The 23,180-nt window shown below is 68.5% G+C and carries 21 protein-coding genes and 1 pseudogene; 14 read left to right on the top strand and 8 right to left on the bottom strand.

Annotation, left to right across the window (positions count from 1 at the left end):
* Positions 1 to 5: 5 nt before the first annotated feature.
* The 5 genes and pseudogenes from AC07PV_RS20110 to AC07PV_RS20130 all read left to right on the top strand — a co-directional run bounded on the left by AC07PV_RS20110 (position 6) and on the right by AC07PV_RS20130 (position 4,691).
* Positions 6 to 881: a carbohydrate ABC transporter permease gene (locus AC07PV_RS20110; RefSeq protein WP_218339537.1), complete on the top strand. Its 876-nt coding sequence runs from the start codon at positions 6 to 8 to the stop codon at positions 879 to 881.
* A gap of 19 nt (positions 882 to 900) precedes the next feature.
* The gene (locus AC07PV_RS20115; protein ID WP_218295878.1) at positions 901 to 1,725 is read left to right on the top strand and encodes a carbohydrate ABC transporter permease; all 825 of its coding nucleotides are present in this window, start codon (positions 901 to 903) and stop codon (positions 1,723 to 1,725) included.
* A 415-nt stretch (positions 1,726 to 2,140) separates the two neighbouring features.
* Positions 2,141 to 2,755, top strand: a pseudogene (locus AC07PV_RS20120) (methyl-accepting chemotaxis protein); the annotation flags it as partial.
* Between the two features lie 3 nt (positions 2,756 to 2,758).
* Complete coding sequence (locus tag AC07PV_RS20125) at positions 2,759 to 3,313, top strand: cache domain-containing protein (protein ID WP_370627781.1); 555 nt, start codon at positions 2,759 to 2,761, stop codon at positions 3,311 to 3,313.
* A gap of 31 nt (positions 3,314 to 3,344) precedes the next feature.
* Complete coding sequence (locus AC07PV_RS20130) at positions 3,345 to 4,691, top strand: ABC transporter substrate-binding protein (RefSeq protein ID WP_218339539.1); 1,347 nt, start codon at positions 3,345 to 3,347, stop codon at positions 4,689 to 4,691.
* 176 nt (positions 4,692 to 4,867) lie between these two features.
* Here AC07PV_RS20130 and AC07PV_RS20135 read toward each other — a convergent pair whose 3' ends face one another.
* Together AC07PV_RS20135 and apbC are read right to left on the bottom strand one after the other, a co-directional pair.
* Positions 4,868 to 5,812, bottom strand: a complete 945-nt coding sequence (locus AC07PV_RS20135; RefSeq protein ID WP_369643166.1) for a LysR substrate-binding domain-containing protein — start codon at positions 5,810 to 5,812, stop codon at positions 4,868 to 4,870.
* Between the two features lie 25 nt (positions 5,813 to 5,837).
* Positions 5,838 to 6,929 carry an iron-sulfur cluster carrier protein ApbC gene (gene apbC, locus AC07PV_RS20140; RefSeq protein ID WP_218295882.1) on the bottom strand — a complete coding sequence of 364 codons (1,092 nt, stop codon included), beginning with the start codon at positions 6,927 to 6,929 and terminating at the stop codon, positions 5,838 to 5,840.
* 115 nt (positions 6,930 to 7,044) lie between these two features.
* Here apbC and AC07PV_RS20145 point away from each other — a divergent pair, with 115 nt between their 5' ends.
* Complete coding sequence (locus tag AC07PV_RS20145) at positions 7,045 to 7,629, top strand: restriction endonuclease (RefSeq protein ID WP_494631155.1); 585 nt, start codon at positions 7,045 to 7,047, stop codon at positions 7,627 to 7,629.
* Positions 7,630 to 7,732: 103 nt separating this feature from the next.
* Positions 7,733 to 9,007, top strand: a complete 1,275-nt coding sequence (locus AC07PV_RS20150) for a patatin-like phospholipase family protein (protein WP_218295883.1) — start codon at positions 7,733 to 7,735, stop codon at positions 9,005 to 9,007.
* 27 nt (positions 9,008 to 9,034) lie between these two features.
* Here the strand turns inward: AC07PV_RS20150 and AC07PV_RS20155 are convergent, their stop codons facing one another.
* Complete coding sequence (locus AC07PV_RS20155) at positions 9,035 to 10,165, bottom strand: SMP-30/gluconolactonase/LRE family protein (RefSeq protein WP_494631156.1); 1,131 nt, start codon at positions 10,163 to 10,165, stop codon at positions 9,035 to 9,037.
* A gap of 181 nt (positions 10,166 to 10,346) precedes the next feature.
* Between AC07PV_RS20155 and metG the strand changes: the two genes are divergently transcribed.
* Complete coding sequence (gene metG, locus AC07PV_RS20160; RefSeq protein WP_494631157.1) at positions 10,347 to 12,461, top strand: methionine--tRNA ligase; 2,115 nt, start codon at positions 10,347 to 10,349, stop codon at positions 12,459 to 12,461.
* Between the two features lie 55 nt (positions 12,462 to 12,516).
* Here the strand turns inward: metG and AC07PV_RS20165 are convergent, their stop codons facing one another.
* The 3 genes from AC07PV_RS20165 to AC07PV_RS20175 all read right to left on the bottom strand — a co-directional run bounded on the left by AC07PV_RS20165 (position 12,517) and on the right by AC07PV_RS20175 (position 15,347).
* Positions 12,517 to 13,161: a DUF2306 domain-containing protein gene (locus AC07PV_RS20165; protein ID WP_218295886.1), complete on the bottom strand. Its 645-nt coding sequence runs from the start codon at positions 13,159 to 13,161 to the stop codon at positions 12,517 to 12,519.
* A gap of 69 nt (positions 13,162 to 13,230) precedes the next feature.
* Positions 13,231 to 14,691, bottom strand: coding sequence for a sensor histidine kinase (locus AC07PV_RS20170; RefSeq protein ID WP_494631158.1), 1,461 nt, complete (start codon positions 14,689 to 14,691; stop codon positions 13,231 to 13,233).
* Complete coding sequence (locus AC07PV_RS20175) at positions 14,688 to 15,347, bottom strand: response regulator (protein WP_218339545.1); 660 nt, start codon at positions 15,345 to 15,347, stop codon at positions 14,688 to 14,690. Before AC07PV_RS20175 ends, AC07PV_RS20170 begins: the two co-directional genes overlap by 4 nt.
* A gap of 217 nt (positions 15,348 to 15,564) precedes the next feature.
* Here AC07PV_RS20175 and AC07PV_RS20180 point away from each other — a divergent pair, with 217 nt between their 5' ends.
* Positions 15,565 to 16,356: a MipA/OmpV family protein gene (locus tag AC07PV_RS20180; protein WP_494631159.1), complete on the top strand. Its 792-nt coding sequence runs from the start codon at positions 15,565 to 15,567 to the stop codon at positions 16,354 to 16,356.
* Positions 16,357 to 16,365: 9 nt separating this feature from the next.
* Here the strand turns inward: AC07PV_RS20180 and AC07PV_RS20185 are convergent, their stop codons facing one another.
* A complete protein-coding gene (locus AC07PV_RS20185; RefSeq protein ID WP_218295890.1) occupies positions 16,366 to 17,019 on the bottom strand; it encodes a YitT family protein in 654 nt (217 codons plus the stop codon).
* Between the two features lie 405 nt (positions 17,020 to 17,424).
* On the opposite strand from AC07PV_RS20185, the gene AC07PV_RS20190 reads away from it, so the two are divergent.
* Entirely contained in the window at positions 17,425 to 19,095 is a 1,671-nt protein-coding gene (locus tag AC07PV_RS20190; RefSeq protein WP_494631160.1) for a SulP family inorganic anion transporter, read from the top strand.
* A gap of 12 nt (positions 19,096 to 19,107) precedes the next feature.
* Here the strand turns inward: AC07PV_RS20190 and AC07PV_RS20195 are convergent, their stop codons facing one another.
* The gene (locus AC07PV_RS20195; RefSeq protein WP_218339548.1) at positions 19,108 to 19,620 is read right to left on the bottom strand and encodes an outer membrane protein assembly factor BamE; all 513 of its coding nucleotides are present in this window, start codon (positions 19,618 to 19,620) and stop codon (positions 19,108 to 19,110) included.
* A 43-nt stretch (positions 19,621 to 19,663) separates the two neighbouring features.
* On the opposite strand from AC07PV_RS20195, the gene AC07PV_RS20200 reads away from it, so the two are divergent.
* From AC07PV_RS20200 to queE, 4 genes are all read left to right on the top strand, one after another.
* Entirely contained in the window at positions 19,664 to 19,870 is a 207-nt protein-coding gene (locus AC07PV_RS20200) for a DUF3460 family protein (RefSeq protein WP_218295893.1), read from the top strand.
* 77 nt (positions 19,871 to 19,947) lie between these two features.
* Positions 19,948 to 20,814 (top strand): segregation and condensation protein A, encoded by an 867-nt coding sequence (locus AC07PV_RS20205; protein ID WP_218295894.1) that lies wholly within the window; start codon positions 19,948 to 19,950, stop codon positions 20,812 to 20,814.
* A gap of 136 nt (positions 20,815 to 20,950) precedes the next feature.
* Positions 20,951 to 22,540 carry an L-aspartate oxidase gene (gene nadB, locus AC07PV_RS20210; RefSeq protein WP_218339549.1) on the top strand — a complete coding sequence of 530 codons (1,590 nt, stop codon included), beginning with the start codon at positions 20,951 to 20,953 and terminating at the stop codon, positions 22,538 to 22,540.
* Positions 22,537 to 23,172: a 7-carboxy-7-deazaguanine synthase gene (queE, locus tag AC07PV_RS20215; RefSeq protein WP_218339550.1), complete on the top strand. Its 636-nt coding sequence runs from the start codon at positions 22,537 to 22,539 to the stop codon at positions 23,170 to 23,172. Before nadB ends, queE begins: the two co-directional genes overlap by 4 nt.
* The last annotated feature ends 8 nt before the right edge of the window (positions 23,173 to 23,180 follow it).

A 23,180-nucleotide genomic window follows, 5' to 3' on the forward strand; every position in this document is an offset into this window, starting at 1 on the left:
CCGCCATGCGCACCCCTTCCTGGGTTCCGCTCCTCTACGTGGGGCCTGCCGCCGCGATCATGGCGGCAGCGTGCCTCTACCCGGTCATCTCGGCCTTCCAGCTGGGGCTCTACGACTGGAGCATGGGCACCCCCTGGAGCGCGGCCCGCTGGGTGGGGCTGGATGCATTCGCCGCGGCGTTCAGCAATCCCCGGGTGTGGTCGTCGCTCTGGACAACCCTGCTGTTCGCCGGCGTCTGCGTCACCGCCGAGATGCTGCTGGGCATCGCGCTGGCACTGGCGCTGGAGCGGCCGGTGCGGGGCACGGCGGTCTTTCGCACCTTGTTCATCCTGCCCATGATGATCGCGCCCATTGCCGTGGGCCTGGCCTGGCGCTACATGTTCGACGCGCAGTTCGGGCTCATCAACGCCGTGCTCGGCCTGCTCAGGATCGCGCCCCTGACCTGGCTGGCGGATCCCACGCTCGCGTTCGCCGCCATCGTGATCGCGGACGTCTGGCAGTGGACGCCCTTCGTCTTCATCATGATGGTGGCCGCCCTGGCGAACGTGGACAGCGCGGTCATCGAGGCCTCGCGGATCGACGGGGCGAACTGGTGGCAGATGACCACCCTCGTCAAGCTGCCCATGATCGCGCACGTGATCGCCATCACGCTGATGATGCGGCTGGTGGATGCCTTCCGGGTTCTCGAAGTGATCTACGTGCTGACATTCGGCGGCCCGGGCGACTCCACCGAAATCCTCGCGCTGCACATCTACAAGACGGCCTTCGTGGGCCAGCAGCTGGGCGTGGCCGCCGCCATCTCCGTGCTGCTGCTCGTGGTGGTGGCCGTGCTGTCATGGATCGCCCTGCGCATCTCGAACCCTCTGGACAACGAGAAGTAACCGGGAACGCGAGATGCCCATGAAACGCTCTCCCCTGCTCGCCACCGCGCACTACGCCATGCTGGTCGGCCTGGCCGTGCTGTGCATCGCCCCCATCGCGGTCATCTTCGCCACCAGCCTGCGCCAGCAGGTGGACATCTTCGCCGAGCCGCTGAACTTCATCTTCACCCCCACCCTGGAGAACTACCGGGCCGTCCTGCAGGAAGACAAGTTCGACCGGTATCTGTACAACAGCCTTTTTGTCGGGCTCATTTCCACGGCCGCCACCCTGGTGCTGGGCTGCATGGCGGCCTACGGCCTCGCGCGGTTCCGCTTCCCCGGCCGGCGCGCGCTGGCCTACACCACCTTGCTGCTGCGCACCGTGCCGCTGGCGGTCATGGCCATACCGGTCTTCCTGATCTGGAACGAATGGCACCTGGTCAACAGCCTGTGGGGCCTGATCCTGCTGTACGTGGCGGTCAACCTGCCATTCACGATCTGGCTGCTCTATGGCTTCGTGCTGCAGGTCCCCGTGGAGCTGGAGGAGGCAGCCGCCATCGACGGCTGCGGCCCCCTGCGCGTGTTCACCAAGGTGCTGCTTCCGCTCATGGCGCCCGGGCTCGCCGCGGCCTCGATCTTCACCTTCCGCATCGCCTGGAACGAGTTCATCCTGGCGCTGGTGCTCACCGATCGCCACTCGCGCACCCTGCCCGTGGCGGCCTCGCTTTTCGTCACCGACATGGGGGTGGACTGGGGGCGGGTCATGGCCATGGGCAGCCTCATCGCCATTCCCCCGCTGATCTTCACCTTCGTGGCGGCCCGCCAGATCATCACCGGGCTCACGGCAGGCGCCGTCAAGGGCTAGGGACGCACCCTGGCCTGCATACCCCCGCTTACCGCCCCACCCCATGAGATTCGTCCAGACACTGCGCATTTCGCAGAAGCTGCTCCTCTTCGCGCTCCTGCTGGTGGCGTGCTTCTTCCTCGGGGCCTGGCAGGTCGCGCGCTGCCTGCTGGCGATCTCGCATTTCGGCGCGGCGCTGCCAGACGCCGATCCCGTCGTGGAAAGCGCGGCCGCCGCGCTGCGGATACTGGCCCTGACCAGCGCCGTGGTGGCGGGGGGCTGCCTGGCCCTGGCATGGTGGATTGGCCGCGCGCTGCGCACGCGCGTCGCCGTCGCCCGCAAATTCACGGACGATGTGCGCATCGGCAACCTGACGAGCCTGATTCACGACGCGCAGCGCGACGAGTTCTCGCCCTTGATGGCGGCCATGCGCGAAATGCAGGAATCCCTGACCAGGGTCGTCACCAAGGTCAGGGCGGGCGCGCAGGAGGTGGCCCTGGCCAGCGACGAGATATCCCAGGCGAACACCGATCTGTCCGCACGGACGGAACGCCAGGCGCTGTCGCTGAAGGACACCACGGACGCGGTGGAGGCGTTCGCCAGCAGCGCCCTGCTGGTGGGGCAGAAGGCGGATGCGGGCAACGCCATCGCGCAGCAGACCGCCCTGGCGGGAGATCACGGCAACCGTGCCTTCGCGTCCGTGCAGCAGACCATGCAGGAAATTGCGTCGGACTCCGCGCGGGCCTTCGACATCATCGCGCTCATTGACGGGATCGCGTTCCAGACCAACATCCTCGCCCTGAACGCGGCCGTCGAGGCGGCACGCGCCGGCGAGCAGGGCCGGGGCTTTGCCGTGGTCGCCAGCGAGGTGCGCGCGCTGGCGCAGCGCAGCGCCAGCGCGGCCAAGGACATCAAGGCGCTGCTGACCCGCGGCAACGCCCGCATCGAAACCGGCGCGACCCTGGTGCAGACGGCCGCCCAGCAGCTGGGCGGCATGACCGAGGCCATCCAGCGGGTGACGCAGATCATGGCGGAGATCGCCCATTCCAGCCAGATGCAGCGCGAGAGCGTGGGCAAGGTCATCGAGTCCGTGGAGCTGATTGACCAGGCCACGCAACAGAACGCGGCCCTGGTGGAGCAGACAGCCTCCGCCTCGCAGCAACTGCGGGCGCAGGCTGCGCGCCTCGTCGGGTCGGTGAACGTGTTCACGCTCAACGGGAGCCCGTCCGAAGCCGAAGAGCAGGTGCGAAGGGCCGTGGACCTGATCCGCGACATCGGCGCCGAGAAGGCCTACCGGGAGTTCACGCACGGCACCTCGTTCAAGGACCGGGACCTGTACATCACGGTCTACGACTTCAACGGCCGCAATCTCGCGCACGGAGCCAATCCCGCCAACGTCGGAAAGGTCCTCATCGACATGCGCGACGCGAATGGCGTGGCGATCGTCAGGAACTCGCGCGACCTGGCCACGCAAAGGGGCTCTGGATGGTCCGCGCCGTACCACATCCTGAATCCGGTCACCCAGAAGATCATGGTCAAGAAGGCGTTTGTCCAGCGTGTGGGAGAGACCTTCGTCTCGTCCGGAATCTACGCCGTGGACCTGGATTGATCGACGCTCCCCCCGAGACAGGAAAAAACCCATGCAACGCAGACTGCTCGTCCAATCGCTGTGCGCCGCCACCATCCCCGCCTTCTTCCCGGGGGCATCGCGCGCCCGGAACAGGTATGCCCCCTACCGGGGCCAGAAGCTCAGGATCAGCATCCCCAGGCACCACCACTACGACGCCGCCACGAAACTGTTCCCCACGTTCACCAGCGAAACCGGCATTCAGGTCGAGTTTGAACAGCTCCCCATCGCGGAGATGAAAAAGAGGCAGCTGGAGGAGATGGCCAAGCCGCAGTGCGACTTCGACCTCGTGTCGTATGTGGTGATGTGGAAAGGCGAGTACGTCAAGAAGCGCCTCATCCGGGATATCGAGCCCTACCTGAACAACCGGCAGCTCACCCCCGAGGACTTCGACCTGCCCGACATCATCGCGGGATTCCGGGAGAACATCGGCCTGGTCGGGGGATGGAAAGGCTACCTGGCCGGCGGGGCCGCCAAGCTCTATGGGCTGCCCTATGGAGCCGAGACCTCGGTGCTGGCCTACCGGCACGACATCTTCGAGAAGTTCAACCTGAAGCCGCCCGAGTCGTACTTCCAGCTGGAACAGCTGCTGCCGCTCCTGCGGGAAAAGACCGCCATGGGGTCGCTGGCCTCGCGCGGCAAGGAAGGCCACCAGTGCGTGCATGCCTGGCTGTTGCACCTGAACCCGCTCAATGGCGGCGTGTTCGAGAACAACTGGCAGCCCCGCCTGCATGATTCGGCCGGAGTCCGCGCCGCCAACCTGCTCAAGAAGATCATCGACACCGGCCCTCCCAACGCGCTGGCGGCGGGCCAGACGGAGATGCTCAATGCGTTCCTGCAAGGGCAGGCCTCCATGTACCTGGACTCGACCCTCATCTTCGGTGCGGTCCGCGACGAGAAGATCTCGAAGATCAATGGCAAGGTTAGTTATGTGCGCCATCCCCGCGGCGCGCGCTATGCGTCCCAGACCGGAGGCCTGGGACTGGCCATCCCCGCCCAGTCGAAGAACCCGGACAGCGCATTCCTGCTGATGCAATGGCTCACCGCCAAGCAGCAGGACAAGTCGGTTTGCCACCTGGGCGGCGTGCCCCACCGGCTGTCCACCCTGGCCGACCCCGACCTGGGGAGGAAATACCCCGAGTTCCAGATGCTCCTGCGCAGCATCGGGGATGCCAACCCCAACTGGCGGCCCATCATTCCGGAGTGGGACACCATCAATACCGACATACTGGGCAAGAGCATCCACGAGGTGATTTCAGGCAAGCAGCCCGCAGAGACGGCGCTGGCGCAGGCCGCGAAGGCGGTGGCCGACCTGATGCGCCGCGAAGGGTACCTCACCACCCCGCCACCGGTCCGCTAGTTCCGCTGGTCCGGCTTGCGGCGCCCCTGCTTCGCCGTCATGAGTTTCACGCTGCTGAAGCTGGCGAAGCGCCGGCTTTCATCACCTGGCATCCCGTGTGGCGGCCGGGGCAGCCACGGTGCAGGCCGTCCCGAGCACCGCGCGGGCGTACCCGGCAAGGCCCTAGAGTCCTGCGGCTACGCCGCCAGCAATCCGCTGTGCGCGGTGGCGTGGCGCAGCCAGTCGGCATCCTGCGCCAAGGCCAGCGCGGCATCGAGCGCGCGGGTGGGCTGCACCTGGCGGTGCGACATGAAGCCGATGGGCGTGGTGAGCACGGGCGCCAGGAGGGGCAGCGCCTCCAGCCCGTCATGGCCCCGCACCGCATCCACCAGCGCGCCCGGCAGCACGCTGCACAGGTTGCCGGCCACCACGCTCAAGGCCAGCGTGAGGACCGAATCGGTTTCCATGGCGGGCCGCACCGTGGCCCCCGCGCTGCGGAAGGCGCCATCCACCAGGCTGCGGTTGTGCATCTCGGGCGTGAGCAGGCACAGCGGCAGGCGCGCCGCCTCGGCCCAGCCAACGGGCCCGCCCATCTGCAGGCCGTGCCCTTTCGGGCTGCTGGCCCGCCGCAGCAGGAAATAGTGCTCCACGTACTGCGGCCAGGCCCGCAGTTGGCCGCCGCGCGCGGGCATGCGCTCGGTGTAGCCGAGCGCGAGGTCCAGGGAAATACTCTCCAGCCCCGCTTCCAGCGCCTGCGAGCTCATGGACAGCGCGACGGGCGCGATGCCGGGGTGCCGCGCCTGCAGCTGCGCCGCAAACCGCGCCAGGATGGGCATGGCCGTGGGCACGGCGCCCAGGCGCAAGGTGCCGCGCGGATGGGCGGCATCGCTCAACAGGTCCTGCTGCAGCACCTGGTGTTCATGCAGCATGCGCTGGGCCGAGGCCAGCACACGCTCCCCCTCGGGCGTGAAGCCCTCGAAGCTGCGGCCCCGGCGCACCACCACCACCCCAAACTCTTTTTCCAGCGCCCGCAGCGCGTTCGACAGCGCGGGTTGCGTGATGTGGCAGGCCTGCGCCGCCCGGCCGAAGTGCCGGTGCTCGTGCAGCGCCACGAGGTAGCGCAGGGACGCGAGCAGGTTCATGGCACAGTGCGGCAGCCCACGGAGATCAGGTGTTCTTGCTGATCGAGATGGTGGGGAACTTGTTGGAGAAGTCCTTGGCCTGCTGGGCGATCTTCACCGCCACGTCGCGCGCCACCTTCTTGTAGATCTTGGCCACGTCCCCGTCGGGGTCGGCCACCACGGTGGGCTTGCCGCTGTCGGCCTGCAGGCGGATGCTCATGTCGAGCGGCAGCGCGCCCAGGTAGTCCATGTGGTAGTCGGCCGCCATCTTCTTGCCGCCGTCGGCGCCAAAGATGTGCTCCACATGGCCGCAGTTGCTGCACACGTGGGCGGCCATGTTCTCGACGATGCCCAGGATGGGCACGCCCACCTTCTCGAACATCTTGATGCCCTTCTTGGCATCCAGCAGGGCGATGTCCTGCGGGGTGGTGACGATCACGGCGCCGGTCATGGGCACGCGCTGGCTCAGCGTGAGCTGGATGTCGCCGGTACCGGGCGGCATGTCGATGATGAGGTAGTCGAGGTCTTTCCAGTTGGTCTGGCGCAGCAGCTGCTCCAGCGCCTGGGTGGCCATGGGGCCGCGCCAGATCATGGCTTCGTCCTGGTCCACCAGGAAGCCGATGGACATGACCTGCACGCCATAGTTCTCCAGCGGCTCCATGGTCTTGCCATCGTCGCTTTCGGGGCGGCGGTTGATGCCCAGCATCATGGGTTGGCTGGGGCCGTAGATGTCGGCGTCGAGCACGCCCACGCTGGCGCCCTCGGCAGCCAGCGCCAGGGCCAGGTTGGCGGCCGTGGTGCTCTTGCCCACGCCGCCCTTGCCCGAGGCCACGGCGATGATGTTCTTGACCTGGGGCAACAGCTGCACGCCGCGCTGCACGGCGTGCGCGATGACCTTGGTGGTGATGTTGACCGACACGTTCTCCACCCCGGCAATCCCCTTGGCGGCCGCCACGAGGCTGCGGCGCAGCTCAGGCACCAGGCTCTTGGCGGGGTAGCCCAGTTCCACGTCGAAGGCCACGTCGCCGCTGGTGATCTGCACGTTGCGCAGGGCCCGGGTGCTGACGAAATCCTTGCCGGTGTGGGGGTCCAGCACGCTGGAAAGTGCGGCCAAGAGGCCCTGTTCGGTGACTGCCATTCAATAATCTCCAGAAGAGGCGGGTAGTCTATCCAAGCGCCGTGCCCTCCGCGTCTGAAGGACAATGCGCCGCGTTGCCGCCGCCTGCGCCCAAAACCGAAAGAAAAGGACCCCCGTGAAATTCAAGATGGCCGAAAAGTCCCTGTTTGCCATGCTGCTGCGCTCGCCCTGGTGGGTCAGCTTCGTGGTGGTCGGCCTCATTGTCCTGGCGGCGGGCGCCCTCTTGCCCAAGGAGTACTTCGTGGTGGGAGCGCTCGCGGGTTTCCCCATCTTCGTGGTGGGCTGCATCGCGGCCTGGAAGCAGCTGCGCGCCCCCAACCCGGCCCAGGTGGCCGACATGCTGGAGGCCGTGGGCAGCATGCCCTGGCGCAGCTTTGCCGACACCCTGGCATCCGCCTGGACCCGGGCGGGCTACACCGTGGAGTGGATCAACGGCAACAACGCCGGGGCCGACATGCGCCTGACCCTGGGCGGCAAGACCACGCTGGTGAGCGCCAAGCGCTGGAAGGCCGCCACCCATGGCGTGGAGCCCCTGCGCGAACTGCACGCGGCCATGGTGGCCAGCGACGCTCCGGCGGGCATCTATGTGGCGGCCCTGGGGCAGGTCAGCGACAACGCGCGCCTGTATGCCCGCGACCATGGGATCGCCGTGCTGCAGGGCGATGCAGTGGCGGCCCTGCTGCTGAGCAGCCGGCGCTGATCCACGCCCCGCCGGCCCGCCCCGCAGCCCGCCATGCGGGTTTTCCCAGATGGAGCGACCGGTGGCGGACTCCACACTTGGCACATCACCCACCCCTTCGACGATGCCATCGATCAGCCCCCCCACCGACGCCTGCGCCCCCGCTCCCGCGGCCCCGCCCGCCCGTCCCACCGGCCTGCTGCTGACCGGCGGCGGTGCCCGCGCCGCCTACCAGGTAGGCGTGCTGGAGGCGATCGCCGACATCCGCAATGCCTGTGGCGCGGGCGGCGGGCCCAATCCGTTTCCCATCATCACGGGCACCTCCGCGGGCGCCATCAACGCGGCGGCGCTGGCCTGCGGGGCCGACAACTTCGACCGCGCGGTGCGCCGCATCGCACGCGTGTGGCGCCAGTTCCATGCCAGCCAGGTGTATGGCGCCGATTCGCTGTCCGTGATGCGCAGCGGGGCGCGCTGGCTCACGCTGCTGTCCATGGGCTGGGCGCTGGCGCGGTGGCGCCGCATGCGGCCCCGGTCGCTGCTGGACAACTCGCCCCTGGAGAAACTGCTGGTGAAGATGGTGCCCCTGGTGCGCCTGCCCCGGCTCATCCGCAAGGGGCACCTCACCGCGCTGGCGGTCACGGCATCGAGCTACAGCTCGGGCGAGCACGTCACGTTCTTCGAATCCAACGCGCCGGTGCAGCCCTGGGTGCGCTCGCAGCGCAAGGCCGCGCGCGACCGCATCACGCACGAGCACCTGCTCGCGTCCTCGGCCATTCCGTTCATCTTCCCGGCCAAGGGCATCACGATCGACGACCATACCGAGTACTTCGGCGATGGCTCCATGCGCCAGTCGGCCCCGATCGCGCCCGCCATCCACCTGGGGGCCGAGCGCATCCTGGTGATCGGCGCGGGCCGCATGCACGAGCCCCGGGGCGACGCCGCGGCCAACCCCACGCCCAGCTACCCCACGCTCGCGCAGATCGCGGGGCATGCGCTGTCCAACATCTTTCTGGACGCGCTGGCGGTCGACGTGGAGCGGGTGCAGCGGGTCAACCAGACGCTGTCGCTGATCCCCCCCGACGTGCGCGCGCACAGCGCGCTGCGGCCCATCGAACTGCTGGTGATCGCGCCTTCGCAGCGGCTCGACGCGGTGGCCGCGCGCCACGTGGGCGATCTGCCGGCCCCCGTGCGCGCCATGCTGGCGGCGCTGGGCGTCACGTCCAACATGGCGGATGTGCGCGGCGCGGCGCTGGCCAGCTACCTGCTGTTCGAATCCGGCTACACGCAAGAGCTGATGGCCCTGGGCCGGGCCGACACGCTGGCCATGCGCGCCGAGGTGTGCCGCTTTTTCGGCTGGACCGACAGCGGCGCGGACATTCAGACCCGCGAGCACGCCTGAAGGGCCGCCGGTCCGCCCCGGCGTCCGCTACCGCGCCTTGAGCACGTCCTTGCGCAGCCAGCCCAGGCCGTGCGCGTGCAGGCTCTGCACATATAGCCGGTCCGCCGTCTCGGTGATGGCCGTGGTTTCCGGGTAGGCGCCCGCCGGGTCCTGCAGGTCGGCCACCACCTTGCCGTCGTCGGTGAACGCGATCACGTGGCCGTACGGCTGGGGGATGGGCCACAGCGCACGCGGCAGGCGCAGTGTCAGGCTGCGCAGCCAGGGCTTGCCGGCCATGTTGTCGATGGCCGCGCCGCGCGGCTTGGCAAAGCCCAGCCAGATGCGGCCGTCCATCCCGCGCATCAGGTTGTCGGGGTAGCCGGGCAGGTTGTCGAGCAGCACGCTGGCCTGGGCTCCGGGCAGGCTGATGTCCAGGTCGTTCGCGTCCACCGCGATCTTCCATACCCTGTACTTGCCGGTTTCGTTGACGAACAGGCTCTTTTCGTCCTGGCTGAGCGCCACGCCGTTGGCGAAGCTCAGGCCCCGGGCCACCACGCGCGTGGCGCGAGTCGCGGGGTCGTACTCCAGCACCCGGCCCGTGCTGGCCTGCTCCAGGATGTCGAGCACGCTGGCCTCGAAGGTGCCGCCCCAGTCCTTGGGGGCAAAACGCGTGGAGGCGTCGCTCAGGTACATCTTGCCGCTTTGGGCCACCACCACGCCGTCGGCATAGCGGATGGGATCGCTGCCCACCTTGTCGGCCAGCACGGTGACCTTGCCATCGGGCGCGATGGACAGCAGGCCCTTGACCGCATCGGCCGCGATGAGGTGGCCCGCCGCGTCGAAGTCAAAGCCCAGCACCCGCCCGCCGGTATTGGCAAAGACCTCCTGGCCCGATCCATCGGGGTTCATGCGCAGGATGTTGCCGCTGAGCACCGTGGTGTAGAGCTTGCCGTCCCTGCCCACGGCGATGTGCTCGGGGCCGACCTCGCCGTGGAGGTCGATCACCTGCAGCTGGGCCAGCCGCGTGTTGGGCGCATGCACGCCCTGGTAGCCGGGCGCGGGCGGGGCGCTCCAGGCCACGGGCCGGATGGGCACGGGCCACCATGCCAGGTAGGCCGCCAGCACCAGCACGGCGCCAGCGGCGCTCCATCCCAGTCTCCTCCCCAGCTTCTTTGCCATCGGCGTTCCTCCGTTGTGGTCGGTGCCAGGCATTGTGGGCCCGGCGAGCCCCCGCGCACCCTGCCCGGGGCCCGTTCGCTGGCACCTGCGCGACCCGCGCGCGGGGCTGGAGCGCCCGCGGCCGCGAGGCAGGGCGCCAAACGCCTAAAATCGCGGGTTCCGCCCGAGAAAGCCGCTTTTCATGACGTCATCCGCACGCAAACTCTTCGTCACCACCGCCCTGCCCTACGCCAACGGCAACTTCCACATCGGCCACATCATGGAATACATCCAGGCCGACATCTGGGTGCGGTTCCAGCGCATGCAGGGCCACGCGGTGAACTTCGTGGGCGCCGACGACACGCATGGCGCGCCCATCATGATCGCCGCCGAGAAGGCGGGCGTCACGCCGCAGCAGTTCGTGGCCAACATCGCCGCGGGCCGCAAGCAGTACCTGGACGGCTTTCACATCAGCTTCGACAACTGGCACAGCACCGACGCGCCAGAGAACCACGAGCTGGCCCGCCAGATCTACCGCGACCTGCGCGACCGCGCCGACGGCTCGCTGATCGAGGTGCGCACCATCGAGCAGTTCTTCGACCCCGAGAAGAACATGTTCCTGCCCGACCGCTACATCAAGGGCGAATGCCCCAAGTGCCATGCCAAGGACCAGTATGGCGACAACTGCGAGGTGTGCGGCACGGTGTACGCGCCCACCGACCTGATCAACCCGTTCTCTGCCTTGTCCGGCGCCAAGCCCGAGCTGAAGAACTCCGAGCATTTCTTTTTCAAGCTCTCGGACCCGCGCTGCGTGGAGTTCCTGGAGAAGTGGACGCAGGACGGCAAGCTGCAGCCCGAGGTGGCCAACAAGATCAAGGAATGGTTCACCGTGCGCACCAATCCGGACGGCACGACCAGCGAAGGCCTGGGCGACTGGGACATCAGCCGCGACGCGCCCTACTTCGGCATCGAGATCCCCGACGCGCCGGGCAAATACTTCTACGTGTGGCTCGACGCCCCCGTGGGCTACCTGGCCTCGCTCAAGAACTGGTTCGACAAGGGCGGCCCCAAGGCAAAACACGGCGACACCCGCTCGTTCGACGAATACATGGCCGCTGCCGACACCGAGCAGTACCACTTCATCGGCAAGGACATCGTCACCTTCCACACGCTGTTCTGGCCCGCCATGCTGCACTTCAGCGGCCGCAAGACGCCCGACAACGTGTTCGTGCATGGCTTTCTCACCGTGAACAACGGCGAGAAGATGAGCAAGAGCCGTGGCACCGGCCTGGACCCGCTCAAGTACCTGAGCCTGAACATGAACGCCGAATGGCTGCGCTACTACCTGGCGGCCAAGCTCAGCGCGCGCAACGAAGACATCGACTTCAACGCCGAGGACTTCATGCTGCGCGTGAACAGCGATCTGATCGGCAAGTACGTGAACATTGCCAGCCGCGCTGCGGGATTCCTGACCAAGCGCTTCGACGGCAAGCTCACCAGCGACTTCGGCGCCACGGGCGCGTCCCTGCTGGCCGAGGTGCGCGGTGCCAGCGGCGCCATCGCGCAGATGTACGAAACCCGCGAGTACAGCAAGGCCACGCGCGAGATCATGCAGCTGGCCGACAAGGTCAACGCCTATGTGGACCAGAACAAGCCCTGGGACCTGGCCAAGGACGCGGCCAACAACGAGGCGCTGCACCAGGTCTGCTCGGTGCTCATCAACACCTTCGCCGCGCTCACGCGCTACCTGGCGCCCGTGCTGCCGGGCCTGGCCCAGGCCGTGCAAGGCTTTGTGGGTGTGGACATGCGGCAGTGGGACGTGGCGGGCGACGTGCAGGCGATCACCCCCTACCAGCACCTGATGCAGCGCGTGACCCCCGAGCAGCTGGAAGCATTGTTTGAGGCTCCAGCGCAGGCAGAACAAGCGCCAGTAGCTACTGAAACAATAGCATCCCCCGGCGGCGAGGAACTGGCCCCCACCATCACCATCGACGACTTCACCAAGATCGACCTGCGCATCGCGCTGATCGTGAATTGCGAGCCGGTCGAAGGCTCCACCAAGCTGCTGCGCCTGACGCTGGACGTGGGCGAAGGCCGCACGCGCAATGTCTTTTCAGGCATCGCCAGCGCCTACCAGCCCGCCGACCTGATCGGCAAGCACACGGTGATGGTGGCCAACCTCGCGCCGCGCAAGATGAAGTTCGGCGTCTCCGAAGGCATGGTGCTGGCCGCCAGCCATGGCGACGAGAAGGCCAACCCCGGCATCTACGTGCTCAACCCCTGGCCCGGCGCCACGCCCGGCATGCGGGTGCGCTGAAGCACTGCAACGGCCGCGCCGGCCGTTGCCTTCCCGGGCCCCGCCGCTCGTTCGCTCACAGCGATGCCAGCGGCGGCGACCGCTGCGGCCGGCCCGCGCGCAGCGCCTGTCGCCGCAGGTACCACTCGGCGCCCAGCAGGTTTGGCACCCAGCACAGCCAGGCGATGAAGGGGTAGGACACCTGCTCATCCACCCCCAGGGCCATGCTGCCCCCCAGGTAGACGCGCAGCGTGATGGCTGCCGCCGTGAGCGCATAGCTGCGCACCATCCAGCGCCGGTGCTCGGCAAAACGGCGCTGCAGCGCGCGCAGCAGGCCCATGCCGGTCGCCACGATCCAGGCCACGCCCAGCGCCAGGAAACCCAGGACGGCCACGGGACCCGTCATCGCATCCAGTGCCAGGGGCAGCGACGAGAGCCAGCCCACCGCAATCGCCGCCACATACCCGCGCCCCACCCAGCGGTGCAGGGCCGGAAACCGGGTGCGCCATGCCGCCATCAATTGCAGCGGGCCCAGCATCAGTGCCAGCGATGCGCTGACCGCGTGCACCACGAAAGCCCGGGGCGCCGACTGCAGGCTGGGCAGGTCCATCGGGAAGGGCATGCCGGGCAGCGCATAGCGCAACGAGACAATGCCGACGGCCAGGGCCGACAGCGCGAGCAAACCCCAAGCCAGGGCGGGGGCGAGAGTACGTGGAGACATGGCAACTTTCTGTGAAATGGAAGTCCATCCACTCTAGAAATTGCGTCTGAGCCCCGTGTTAGCAGCGCCTTAGGCGGGTGTTAGCAGCGGCGCGGGCGCGGGCTGGGGCGGGGGCAGATGCACCCGCGCCAGCAGGCCCGCGGCGCCGTCGTCCCGCGCCCGCAGCTCCACCCGCAAGCCCTGGCGCAGCGCTGCCGCGCGGGTGATGGCCAGGCCCAGCCCGCTGCCGTCGGCGTCGTTGCCGGGCACGCGGAAGAAGCGATCAAAGACCCGCTCCAGCAGGTCTGGCGGAATGCCCGGGCCGGTGTCCATGATGTCCACCACGGCGCCGCTGTCCAGCCGGTGCAAGCGCACCTCCACCGCACCGCCCTCAGGGGTGTAGCGCAGGGCGTTGTCCAGCAGGTTGTCGAAGACGCTGCGCAGCTCGCTGGCGGCGGCGTGGACGGCCACCTGCCCGTCTCCGGCAAAACCCACGTCGATGCGCCGCTGGTCCGCCAGCGGCATCAGCTGGCCCACGCTGTCGCGCAGCAAGGCAGTGATGTCAACGGGCGCGGCGGATGCCTGCGCAGCCACCGGTGCCTCCTGGCGCGACAGGCGCAGCAACTGGCCGACCAGGTGCCGCGCCCGGCGCATGCCCGCGTCCAGTTGCGCGAACTGCTGCTGCGCATCGCCCGCAGGCACGAAGGGGCGCAGGTTCTCCAGCTGCAGCGCCATCGCGGCCATGGGCGTGCGCAGCTCGTGGGCGGCGTCCTGCACAAAGCGGCGCTGCGCGGCAAAGGCCTCGCCCAGGCGCGCCAGCAGTGCATTGAAGGAACCCACCAGGGGCACGATCTCCTCGGGCACGCGGTCCATGCGGATGGCGCCCAGGCTGCGGTCGTCGCGCTGGGCCACTTCATCGGCCACCAGGCGCAGCGAGCGCGATGCGCGCCCCACCACCAGCCACAGCGTGAACAGCAGCGCCGGTACCAGCAGCGCCATGGGCACGATGACGTACAGCGTGCGCACCGCCACTTCTTCCTGCAGGAATTTCTCGCTTTGCAGCACCTGCACGCGGCGCTGGTGCGGCCCGGCCGCTGGCGCGGTGTAGACGCGCCACCCAGGCGCCCAGGCATCGTGGGTGCGCAGCAGACCGTGCCCTGGCGCGGCCTGCAGTGGCACACCGGTGTCGGGCCGGGACGTGGCCAGCAGCCGCCCGTCGGCCGACCACACCTGCACGGCAAAGGCGCCCCAGTCCAGGATGTTGGTATCGCTGAGCAGCGGCAGGGGCTCGACCCCGTGGCCAGCGTCCCGGCCGTCGCCGCCATCGCTGGTGCCCGCCGGCCCCTGCCCGCCGGCTGCATGGGAACGCGCCAACACCTCCATCTGGTACTGCATGAAGGTGTGGATGAGCGCGCTGTAGCTCGCCCAGAACGCGCAGCCCGCCACCACGGCGCCCACCAGGATCCAGGGCGCGAGCCACAGCAGGATCTGCCCGCGCAGGGACCGGGGGCGGTACCAGCGGGCCGCGTGCTCGCGCACCGGCCCCGTCATGGCGCCGCCACCCGCCAGCCCAGGCCGCGCACGTTGCGGATGGCGTCGGGCCCGAGCTTGCGGCGCATGCCGTGGATGAGCACGTCCACCGCGTTGCTGCTGACCTCCTCGCCCCAGCCGTAGATGCGGTTTTCCAGCTGCTCGCGCGACAGGATGGCGCCGGGGCGCTCCAGCAGCGCATGCAGCAGCGCGAATTCGCGGGCGGTGAGGGCCTCGCGGGCGCCGCCCTGCAGCACCTCGCGCGTGGCCAGGTCCAGCTGCAGGGCACCATTGCCCACCAGCGACTGGGCCACGCCGCTGCGCCGGCGTACCACGGCGCGCATGCGGGCCAGCAGCTCGGCCACCTCGAAGGGTTTGAGCAGGTAATCGTCGGCACCGATGTCCAGGCCGTGCACGCGGTCCTCGACACCGTCGCGCGCGGTAAGCACCACCACCGGCGTGAGGTCGCCGCGCGCACGGGCGCGGCGCAGCACCTCGGTGCCGTCGAGCCCCGGCAGGCCCAGGTCCAGCAGCACGCAGCTGTAGTCGCCATCGGCGAGGGCGCTGTGGGCCAGTTCGCCGTTGCGCACCCAGTCCACGGACCAGCCCGCCCCCTTGAGCGCATGCGACAGGCTGCGCCCGATCATGTCGTCGTCTTCCACCAGCAGTGCGCGCAACAGGGTTCTCCTTGGGGCCTTCAGGGTGGTACACAGCGTAGCGCGGAATTCTTAGCCCGCCATGAGCGCGGCGCCCACCCAGGACGGCGCAGGGCTAACCCGGCGCTAAGAAAGCATTCCTACAGTGCACCGGCCCCCTGCCTGCGGCGTGCGGCCCGCAGGCACGCCCGGCCTGGCCCGCCCCTTTTCTTTTTTCTTCTTTCTGGAACCCGAACCCATGACGCACTGCCCTCGCCTGCCCTCCCCCACCCACCACACCCTGCGGGGCCGCGCGGCGGTCATCGCGGCCACCCTGGCGGCGCTGGCGCCCGCCGCCTGGGCGCAGCAGGGCGCCCCCACCTCCACCTGGGGGGCGGGCCTGGCCGTCAGCGCCGACCGCAAGCCCTACCGCGACTTCGACGACAAGGCGCAGCCGCTGCCCCTGCTCACCTACGAAAACCGCTGGGTCCACATTGCCGGCCCGGGCGTGGATGTCAAGCTGCCGCCGGCCGGCCCCGTGGGCCTGCGGCTGCGGTCGCGCTTCGGTTTCGAGGGCTACGAGGCCAAGGACTCGCCCTTTCTGACCGGCATGCAGGAGCGCAAGGGCAGCCTCTGGCTGGGCGCGGCCGCCAGCTGGGACACGGGGCCGGTGCAGCTTTCGGCCGAGCTGCTGGCCGATGCCTCCGGCCACAGCAAGGGGCGCCAGTTCACGCTGAAGGCCGAGCGCCGCTTCCAGCTCGGTGCGTGGGACATCACCCCCCGCGTGTCGGTGCAGCGGCAGGACCGCAAGTATGTGGACTACTACTACGGCGTGGAAGGCGCGGAGGCCCGCGCAGGCCGCCCGGCCCATGAAGGCAGCTCCGCCGTGAACCTGCAGGCCGGCCTGCGCGTGGGCTACGCGCTGGCGCCGCGGCAGTGGATGTTCGTGGACGTGAGCAGCACGCGGCTGGCCAGCGCGATCAAGAACAGCCCGCTGGTCAACAGATCGAGCCAGCCGGCGGTGACGGCGGGCTGGCTTTACCGGTTCTGAGCGCCGCCTTCAATGCCCCACATACCGCCCTGGCCGGTGGCTGATCCACAGGAACCCGCTCATCACCAGCACGGCCAGCACCGAATACGCCACGCGGTCCACCGGCACCACGAAGAGCGCCAGCAGCACCACGGTGCCGTCGATCATCATCTGCACCTTGCCCGCGCGCATGCCGTAGCGGGCCTGCAGGTACAGCGACACCACGGTGGCCCCGCCCAGGCTGGAGCGGTGGCGCGCCAGGAACAGGCAGCCCGTGCCCAGCAGCAGCCCGCCCAGCAAGGATGCGAACAGCGGGTTCAGGTAGTCCACGTGCATCACATGGGGGAACAGCTCGGTCAGCAGCGACAGCAGGGCGACGCAGACAAAGGTCTTGACCGTGAACTCGCGCCCCATGCGCGTCCAGGCAAACCAGTAGAACGGCAGGTTGACCGCGAAGAACAGCTTGCCGAACGAGATGCCCGTGACGTAGTGCAGCAGAAACGCCGCGCCCGCCGTGCCGCCCACCAGCAGCCCCGCCTGGTTGAACAGCATGAGCGCCATGGCCACGAACAGCGTGCCGGCGAACAGGGCCTGTACATCCTCGAACGCACCATGGCGCAGGGTGGAGGCGTCGGCATGGGCATCGCCAGCGGCGCTGGAGTCATTGGCGGGGGTGTCGGTCATGGAGGGGATCACGCTGGCGTCACATCAATCCGCGCGGAGCGGGGGCCGGGATGGCCGTGCAAGAACAGCAAGCAATATGCCAGGGAGCGCGTGCTCCACGCCCGATGTCCATCCCTGAGCGGGCAGAATTCGAAGAATTTCCGGCTGCTACCGCTGGTTGGCATTCAATAGTTTGCTATCAATTTTAAAGTTCCATCCACAGCCCGCCCCCCCGCGTGGCCCCTGGCAACGGGCACATTCGGCACGCAATGTGCTTGGCGACCGCACCGGCTTCGCCCCATTGCGCTGCGCACCCGGCTCACTACACTGAAGTCTGCCCCGCGTTGATGGCGGTGGTGGCTGCATCCCGGCGGTGCCGGGGCCCTGGGCCGCCGCAGAGCCGCCGAAAAGAAAGTGCCCGCCACCATGCAGTTTTCACTCGCCTTCCACCCCCGCCTGCTCGATGCGCTGCGCGGCTACGACAAGGGCCGCTGGCTGGCCGACGTGGGTGCGGGGGTGACGGTGGGCATCGTGGCGCTGCCGCTGGCCATGGCGTTCGCGATCGCCAGCGGCCTCAAGCCCGAGGCGGGGCTGTGGACGGCGATCATCGCGGGCTTCCTGATCTCCGCCCTGGGGGGCACCAACGTGCAGATCGGCGGACCAGCGGGCGCATTCATCGTCATCGTCTACGGCATCGTCGAGCGCTACGGCGTGGCCAACCTGCTCATCTCCACCGCCTGCGCGGGCGTGCTGCTGGTGCTGCTGGGGCTCTTCAGGCTGGGCACGCTGGTGCGTTTCGTGCCGGTGAGCATCGTGATCGGCTTCACCAACGGCATTGCCGTGCTGATCGCGCTGTCGCAGGTCAAGGACTGGCTGGGCCTGTCCATCGACCGCATGCCGGGCAATTTCTTCTCGCAGATCGATGCGCTGGCGCGGCACGCGGACAGCCTCAACCCCTATGCCTTCGGGCTGGGCGCGGCCTGCGTGGCCGGGTTGTTCGTCTGGCCCAGGCTGATGATGAAGGGCTCGCCCGTGATGCAGGTGCTGGAGCGCCACACCGTGCGCAGCTTCGCGCGCGTGCCCGCGCCCGTCGTGGCGCTGGTCACGCTGAGCCTGCTGGCCTGGGCGATGGAGTTTCCGGTGGAGACCATCGGCTCGCGGTTTGGCGGCATTCCGCAGGCGCTGCCGGTGTTCGCGCTGCCCGATTTTTCGTGGGACACGGTGCGCCTGCTGGTCACGCCCACGCTCACCATCGCGCTGCTGGGCGCCATCGAATCGCTGCTGTGCGCCCGCGTGGCCGACCAGCTGGCCACCGACCCGCACCACAAAAAACACGACCCCAACCAGGAGCTGGTGGCCCAGGGGCTGGCCAATCTGGTGGTGCCGTTCTTCGGCGGCATGCCCGCCACCGGCACCATTGCGCGCACCGTCACCAACATCCGCGCGGGCGCCACCTCGCCCGTGGCGGGCATGGTGCATGCGCTCACGCTGCTGGTGGTCGTGCTGGTGGCCGCCCCGCTGGCGCTGCACATTCCGCTGGCGGTGCTGGCGGGCATCCTGTTGTACGTGGCCTGGAACATGGGCGAGTGGCACGAGTTCGTGCGCCTCAAGCACTTCAGCAACCACTACCGGCTGCTCATGCTGGGCACGTTCTTCCTCACCGTGGTGTTCGACCTCACGGTGGCGGTGGAGGTGGGCCTCTTCATGGCCTGCGCGCTGTTCGTGCGGCGCATGAGCGGGCTTTTTCGCGTGGTGCGCCAGCCGGAGCCGCCCGAAGGCGCCCCGTTCCAGGGGCGGCCCACGGCCACCTGGCGCCTGCATGGCGCGCTGTTCTTCGGCGCCGCCGCCAAGATCGACCCCATCCTCCAGGCCGTGGAGACCGGCCCGCCCGGCATGGACGTGGTGCTGGACGCCAGCGAGCTGGTGGCGCTGGACACCACGGGGCTGGACGCGCTGGCGCAGATCCTCAAGGCCGTGGCCGCGCGCGGCGGACGGCTGCGCCTGGTGCACCTGCACGAGCAGCCGCGCTCGCTGATCGAGCGCTCGGGCTTTGCCGCCCGGCTGGCGGCGCAGGGGCTGGAGGACCTTCCGGTGTGACCCGCCGCGCGGCTACTTGCCGCCCTTGAACTCCGGCGCCTCCAGGTCGGCCCCCGTCTGGGTGCGCAGCACGAACTGGTCGGGCCCATGGACCACGGTGAACACCTTGGCCTGGTTGGGTGCCTCCAGGTAGCGCCAGTCGGCATGGGTTTCCCGCTTCAGTTCATAGGGCGTGACCTTGGCGGGCTTGCCCAGCAGGCGGCGCACCTCGTCCATGCGCATGCCGGGCACCACGCGCGCGAAGTTCTCTGGGGTGAGCACCTGGCGCAGCGCCGTCATGCGGCCGTCGGCGCCGATGGTGATCATGTAGTTGACCTGGCCGGCGGGCTGGCGGTTGTATTCGAACGTGCGCGCGCCGCCGGGCTCGTCCCACACGTTCTCGGGGGCGCCGAAGCGGTCGCGCACGTCGGCCTCGGTGGAGACGCCCTCCTTGAGTTCGCTGATGCGTTGCGGGTCGCAGGCGGCAAGCGCCAGCAACGAAAAAGTGGCGGCCGCCAGGGCGGCGGCGCGATATATCAAGGGCATGAGTCGGTCCCGGTAAAATCCACGGCAAAGAGGTTAACAGTCCATGTCCATTTTCCGCCGCCCCGATTACCAATCCGATGCCACCCAGTTCATCAACCAGCTCAAGGCCAGCAAGCCCGAGCTGGAAAGCCAGCAGCTGGCCGGCCGCGCGCTGCTGTGGGACAAGCAGGTGGACCGCAAGATCTGGGGGGAGTACCGCGAAGCCCAGGTCGAGCAAAAGCCCTACGTCTACCAGACGAACGCCGACTGAGCCGACCCGGGCATCAAATTGGCCCCCAGCGCTTGATCAATAAGCGCTGATAGCTATATTTTCAATAGCAAATATCCATGACCACCGCGCGCGTGCCCGAGGCGTCCGATGATCCGGCGGGCACGGCCGCGCTGAACGCGGGCGGCATGCCCGACGTGGTCGATCAGGTCGCGCTGGCGCGCCTGTATGGCGAGCCGCTGTTCGCGCTGCCCACGGACCTGTACATCCCGCCCGATGCGCTCGAAGTCTTCCTTGAAGCCTTCGAAGGCCCGCTCGATCTGCTGCTGTACCTGATCCGCAAGCAGAACTTCAACATCCTCGACATCCCCATGGTGGGGGTCACCAAGCAGTACCTGGCGTATGTGGACGAGATCCGCAGCCGCAACCTGGAGCTGGCGGCCGAGTATTTGCTGATGGCGGCGATGCTGATCGAGATCAAGTCGCGCATGCTGCTGCCGCCCAAGAAGCAGGCCGAGGGCGAGGAGCCCGAAGACCCGCGCGCCGAGCTGGTGCGCCGCCTGCTCGAATACGAACAGATGAAGATGGCCGCCGCCCGCCTGGGGCAGTTGCCGCAGTACGGGCGCGACTTCCTGAAAGCCCAGGTCTACATCGAGCAAAGCCTGCAGCCGCGCTTTCCGGACGTGCACGTGGTGGAGCTGCAGGACGCCTGGCGCGACATCCTGAAACGCGCCAAGCTCGTGCAGCACCACAGGATCACGCGCGAAGAGCTGAGCGTGCGCGAATACATGAGCATGGTGCTCAAGACGCTGCAGGGCCGCCGCTTCGTGGAGTTTGAAGAACTCTTCGAGCCCGAAAAAGGCAGCACCGTGCTGGTGGTGACCTTCATCGCCCTGCTGGAGCTGGCCAAGGAGACGCTGATCGAGATCACGCAGGCCGAGGCCTTCGCACCCATCTACGTGCGCCTCGCCTATGTACCGGCATGACACCCTCTGAGCGGCTGCGCCGCGTCCCCCTTTCTCGCTGCGCGGGAGGGGGACGCCACCGGTGGCCTGGCAAAGCCGGCTCCACGGTGGCCCCGGCCGGGAGCCGCGCCCACTTCAACGGCAACTGACACCTTCCATGGCATCCCACGACTTCGACGTTCTCATCGTAGGCAGCGGCCTCGCCGGCCTCTCGGCCGCGTTGCACCTGGCCCCCACGCACCGCGTGGCCGTGATCACCAAGCGCACGCTGCAGGATGGATCGAGCGGCTGGGCCCAGGGTGGCATTGCCGCCGTGCTGGCCGATGACGACAGTTTTGCCGCCCACATCGAAGACACGCTGGTGGCCGGCGCAGGCCTGTGCGACCTGGCTACCACGCGCTTTGTGGTGGAAAACGCACCCGCATCGATCGCCTGGCTGCGCCAGCTGGGCGTGCCCTTCACGCTCGAAGGCGACCAGCTGCACCTCACGCGCGAAGGCGGCCACAGCGCGCGCCGCATTGCCCATGTGACCGACGCCACCGGCGCGGCCGTGCAGCGCACGCTGATCGACGTGGTGCGCGCCACGCCCGGCATCACGCTGTTCGAGCAGCACACGCTGGTGGACCTGATCACCACGCGCAAGCTGGGCCTGCCCGGCCACCGGTGCCTCGGCCTGCATGCGCTGGACAGCGACACCGATGAGGTGGTGACCTTCCGTGCGCCGCAGACCATCCTGGCCACGGGCGGCGCGGGCAAGGTGTACCTGTACACCACCAACCCCGACACCGCCACGGGCGACGGCATCGCCGCCGCGTGGCGCGCGGGCTGCCGCGTGGCGAACATGGAGTTCATCCAGTTCCACCCCACGGGGCTGTACCACCCGCACGAAAAGTCCTTCCTCATCAGCGAGGCGGTGCGCGGCGAAGGCGGCAGGCTGCTGCTACCCCCCTCGGCGGGCGGCACGCGCTTCATGCTGGACCATGACCCGCGCGCCGAACTGGCCCCGCGCGACGTGGTGGCACGCGCCATCGACTTCGAGATGAAAAAACACGGCCTCGATTGCGTGCACCTGGACATCTCGCACCAGAGCCCCGCGTTCTTGCAGGAACACTTTCCGAACATCCTGGCCCACTGCGCCGCGCTGGGCATCGACATCACCAAAGAGCCCATCCCCGTGGTGCCCACGGCCCACTTCACTTGCGGCGGAGTGCTGACCGACCTGGCCGGCCGCACCGACCTGCCCGGCCTGTACGCCGTGGGCGAGGTGGCCTGCACCGGCCTGCACGGCGCCAACCGGCTGGCCAGCAACTCGCTGCTCGAATGCATGGTGTTCGCACGCGCTGCCGCCCAGGCCATTGCCACGGCCCCCACCGCCGATCTGCCCGCCGTGCCCGCCTGGGACGACAGCCGCGTGACCGACGCAGACGAGTCCGTCGTCATCTCCCACAACTGGGACGAGCTGCGCCGCTTCATGTGGGACTACGTGGGCATCGTGCGCACCAACAAGCGCCTGGAGCGCGCCGCGCACCGCATCGCCATGCTGCAGGGCGAGATCCAGGAGTTCTACGCGCACTTCCACATCACGCGCGACCTGCTGGAGCTGCGCAACCTGGTGCAGGTGGCCGACCTGATCGTGAAAAGCGCGCAGCTGCGCCGCGAAAGCCGGGGCCTGCATTTCAGCCGCGACTACCCTGAGATCGCAGCCCCAGCCGCCCCTACCATCCTCGTCCCCCCGGTGCCCCGATGACCTACAGCGTCAAGGAAATTTTCTACACCCTGCAAGGTGAAGGCGGCCAGGCAGGCACGCCTGCCGTGTTCTGCCGCTTTGCGGGCTGCAACCTCTGGACGGGCCGCGAGCAGGACCGCGCGCAGGCCATCTGCCAGTTCTGCGACACCGACTTCGTGGGCACCGACGGCACTTTGGGCGGCAAGTTCGACACCGCCACGCTGCTGGCCGACACCATCGCCGCGCAGTGGCCTGCCGGCGCAGGCCACCGGCTGGTGGTGCTGACCGGTGGCGAGCCCCTGCTGCAGGTCGACGCTGAACTCATCGACTCACTGCACGCCCAGCAGTTCCGCATCGCCGTGGAGAGCAACGGCACCGTGAAAGCGCCCGAGGGCATCGACTGGCTGTGCATCAGCCCCAAGGCCGGTGCACCGTGGGTCCAGCGCAGCGGACAGGAGCTGAAACTCGTGTGGCCCCAGCCCGGGTTCGACCTGCGGGCGCTGGAGCAGGACACCCAGTTCACCCACCGCTTCCTGCAGCCCATGGACGGCCTGCTGCAGCGCCAGAACACCGCCGCCTGCATCGACGCCTGCCTGGCGCACCCCGCATGGCGCCTGAGCCTGCAGACCCACAAGCTCACCGGCATCCGGTGATGCGGCAT

It is taken from the genome of Acidovorax sp. GW821-FHT09A11, assembly GCF_059418365.1.

Bases quoted from the DNA above. Each gene is read 5' to 3' on its own strand.
- AC07PV_RS20205 (WP_218295894.1), top strand. From the start codon at position 19,948: ATGACCACCGCGCGCGTGCCCGAGGCGTCCGATGATCCGGCGGGCACG.
- AC07PV_RS20180 (WP_494631159.1), top strand. From the start codon at position 15,565: ATGACGCACTGCCCTCGCCTGCCCTCCCCCACCCACCACACCCTGCGG.
- AC07PV_RS20150 (WP_218295883.1), top strand. From the start codon at position 7,733: ATGCCATCGATCAGCCCCCCCACCGACGCCTGCGCCCCCGCTCCCGCG.
- AC07PV_RS20165 (WP_218295886.1), bottom strand. From the start codon at position 13,161: ATGTCTCCACGTACTCTCGCCCCCGCCCTGGCTTGGGGTTTGCTCGCG.
- AC07PV_RS20195 (WP_218339548.1), bottom strand. From the start codon at position 19,620: ATGCCCTTGATATATCGCGCCGCCGCCCTGGCGGCCGCCACTTTTTCG.
- AC07PV_RS20170 (WP_494631158.1), bottom strand. From the start codon at position 14,691: ATGACGGGGCCGGTGCGCGAGCACGCGGCCCGCTGGTACCGCCCCCGG.
- AC07PV_RS20115 (WP_218295878.1), top strand. From the start codon at position 901: ATGAAACGCTCTCCCCTGCTCGCCACCGCGCACTACGCCATGCTGGTC.
- AC07PV_RS20110 (WP_218339537.1), top strand. From the start codon at position 6: ATGCGCACCCCTTCCTGGGTTCCGCTCCTCTACGTGGGGCCTGCCGCC.
- AC07PV_RS20200 (WP_218295893.1), top strand. From the start codon at position 19,664: ATGTCCATTTTCCGCCGCCCCGATTACCAATCCGATGCCACCCAGTTC.
- AC07PV_RS20155 (WP_494631156.1), bottom strand. From the start codon at position 10,165: ATGGCAAAGAAGCTGGGGAGGAGACTGGGATGGAGCGCCGCTGGCGCC.
- metG (WP_494631157.1), top strand. From the start codon at position 10,347: ATGACGTCATCCGCACGCAAACTCTTCGTCACCACCGCCCTGCCCTAC.
- AC07PV_RS20190 (WP_494631160.1), top strand. From the start codon at position 17,425: ATGCAGTTTTCACTCGCCTTCCACCCCCGCCTGCTCGATGCGCTGCGC.
- AC07PV_RS20130 (WP_218339539.1), top strand. From the start codon at position 3,345: ATGCAACGCAGACTGCTCGTCCAATCGCTGTGCGCCGCCACCATCCCC.
- apbC (WP_218295882.1), bottom strand. From the start codon at position 6,929: ATGGCAGTCACCGAACAGGGCCTCTTGGCCGCACTTTCCAGCGTGCTG.
- queE (WP_218339550.1), top strand. From the start codon at position 22,537: ATGACCTACAGCGTCAAGGAAATTTTCTACACCCTGCAAGGTGAAGGC.
- AC07PV_RS20125 (WP_370627781.1), top strand. From the start codon at position 2,759: ATGCAGCGCGAGAGCGTGGGCAAGGTCATCGAGTCCGTGGAGCTGATT.
- AC07PV_RS20135 (WP_369643166.1), bottom strand. From the start codon at position 5,812: ATGAACCTGCTCGCGTCCCTGCGCTACCTCGTGGCGCTGCACGAGCAC.
- nadB (WP_218339549.1), top strand. From the start codon at position 20,951: ATGGCATCCCACGACTTCGACGTTCTCATCGTAGGCAGCGGCCTCGCC.
- AC07PV_RS20185 (WP_218295890.1), bottom strand. From the start codon at position 17,019: ATGACCGACACCCCCGCCAATGACTCCAGCGCCGCTGGCGATGCCCAT.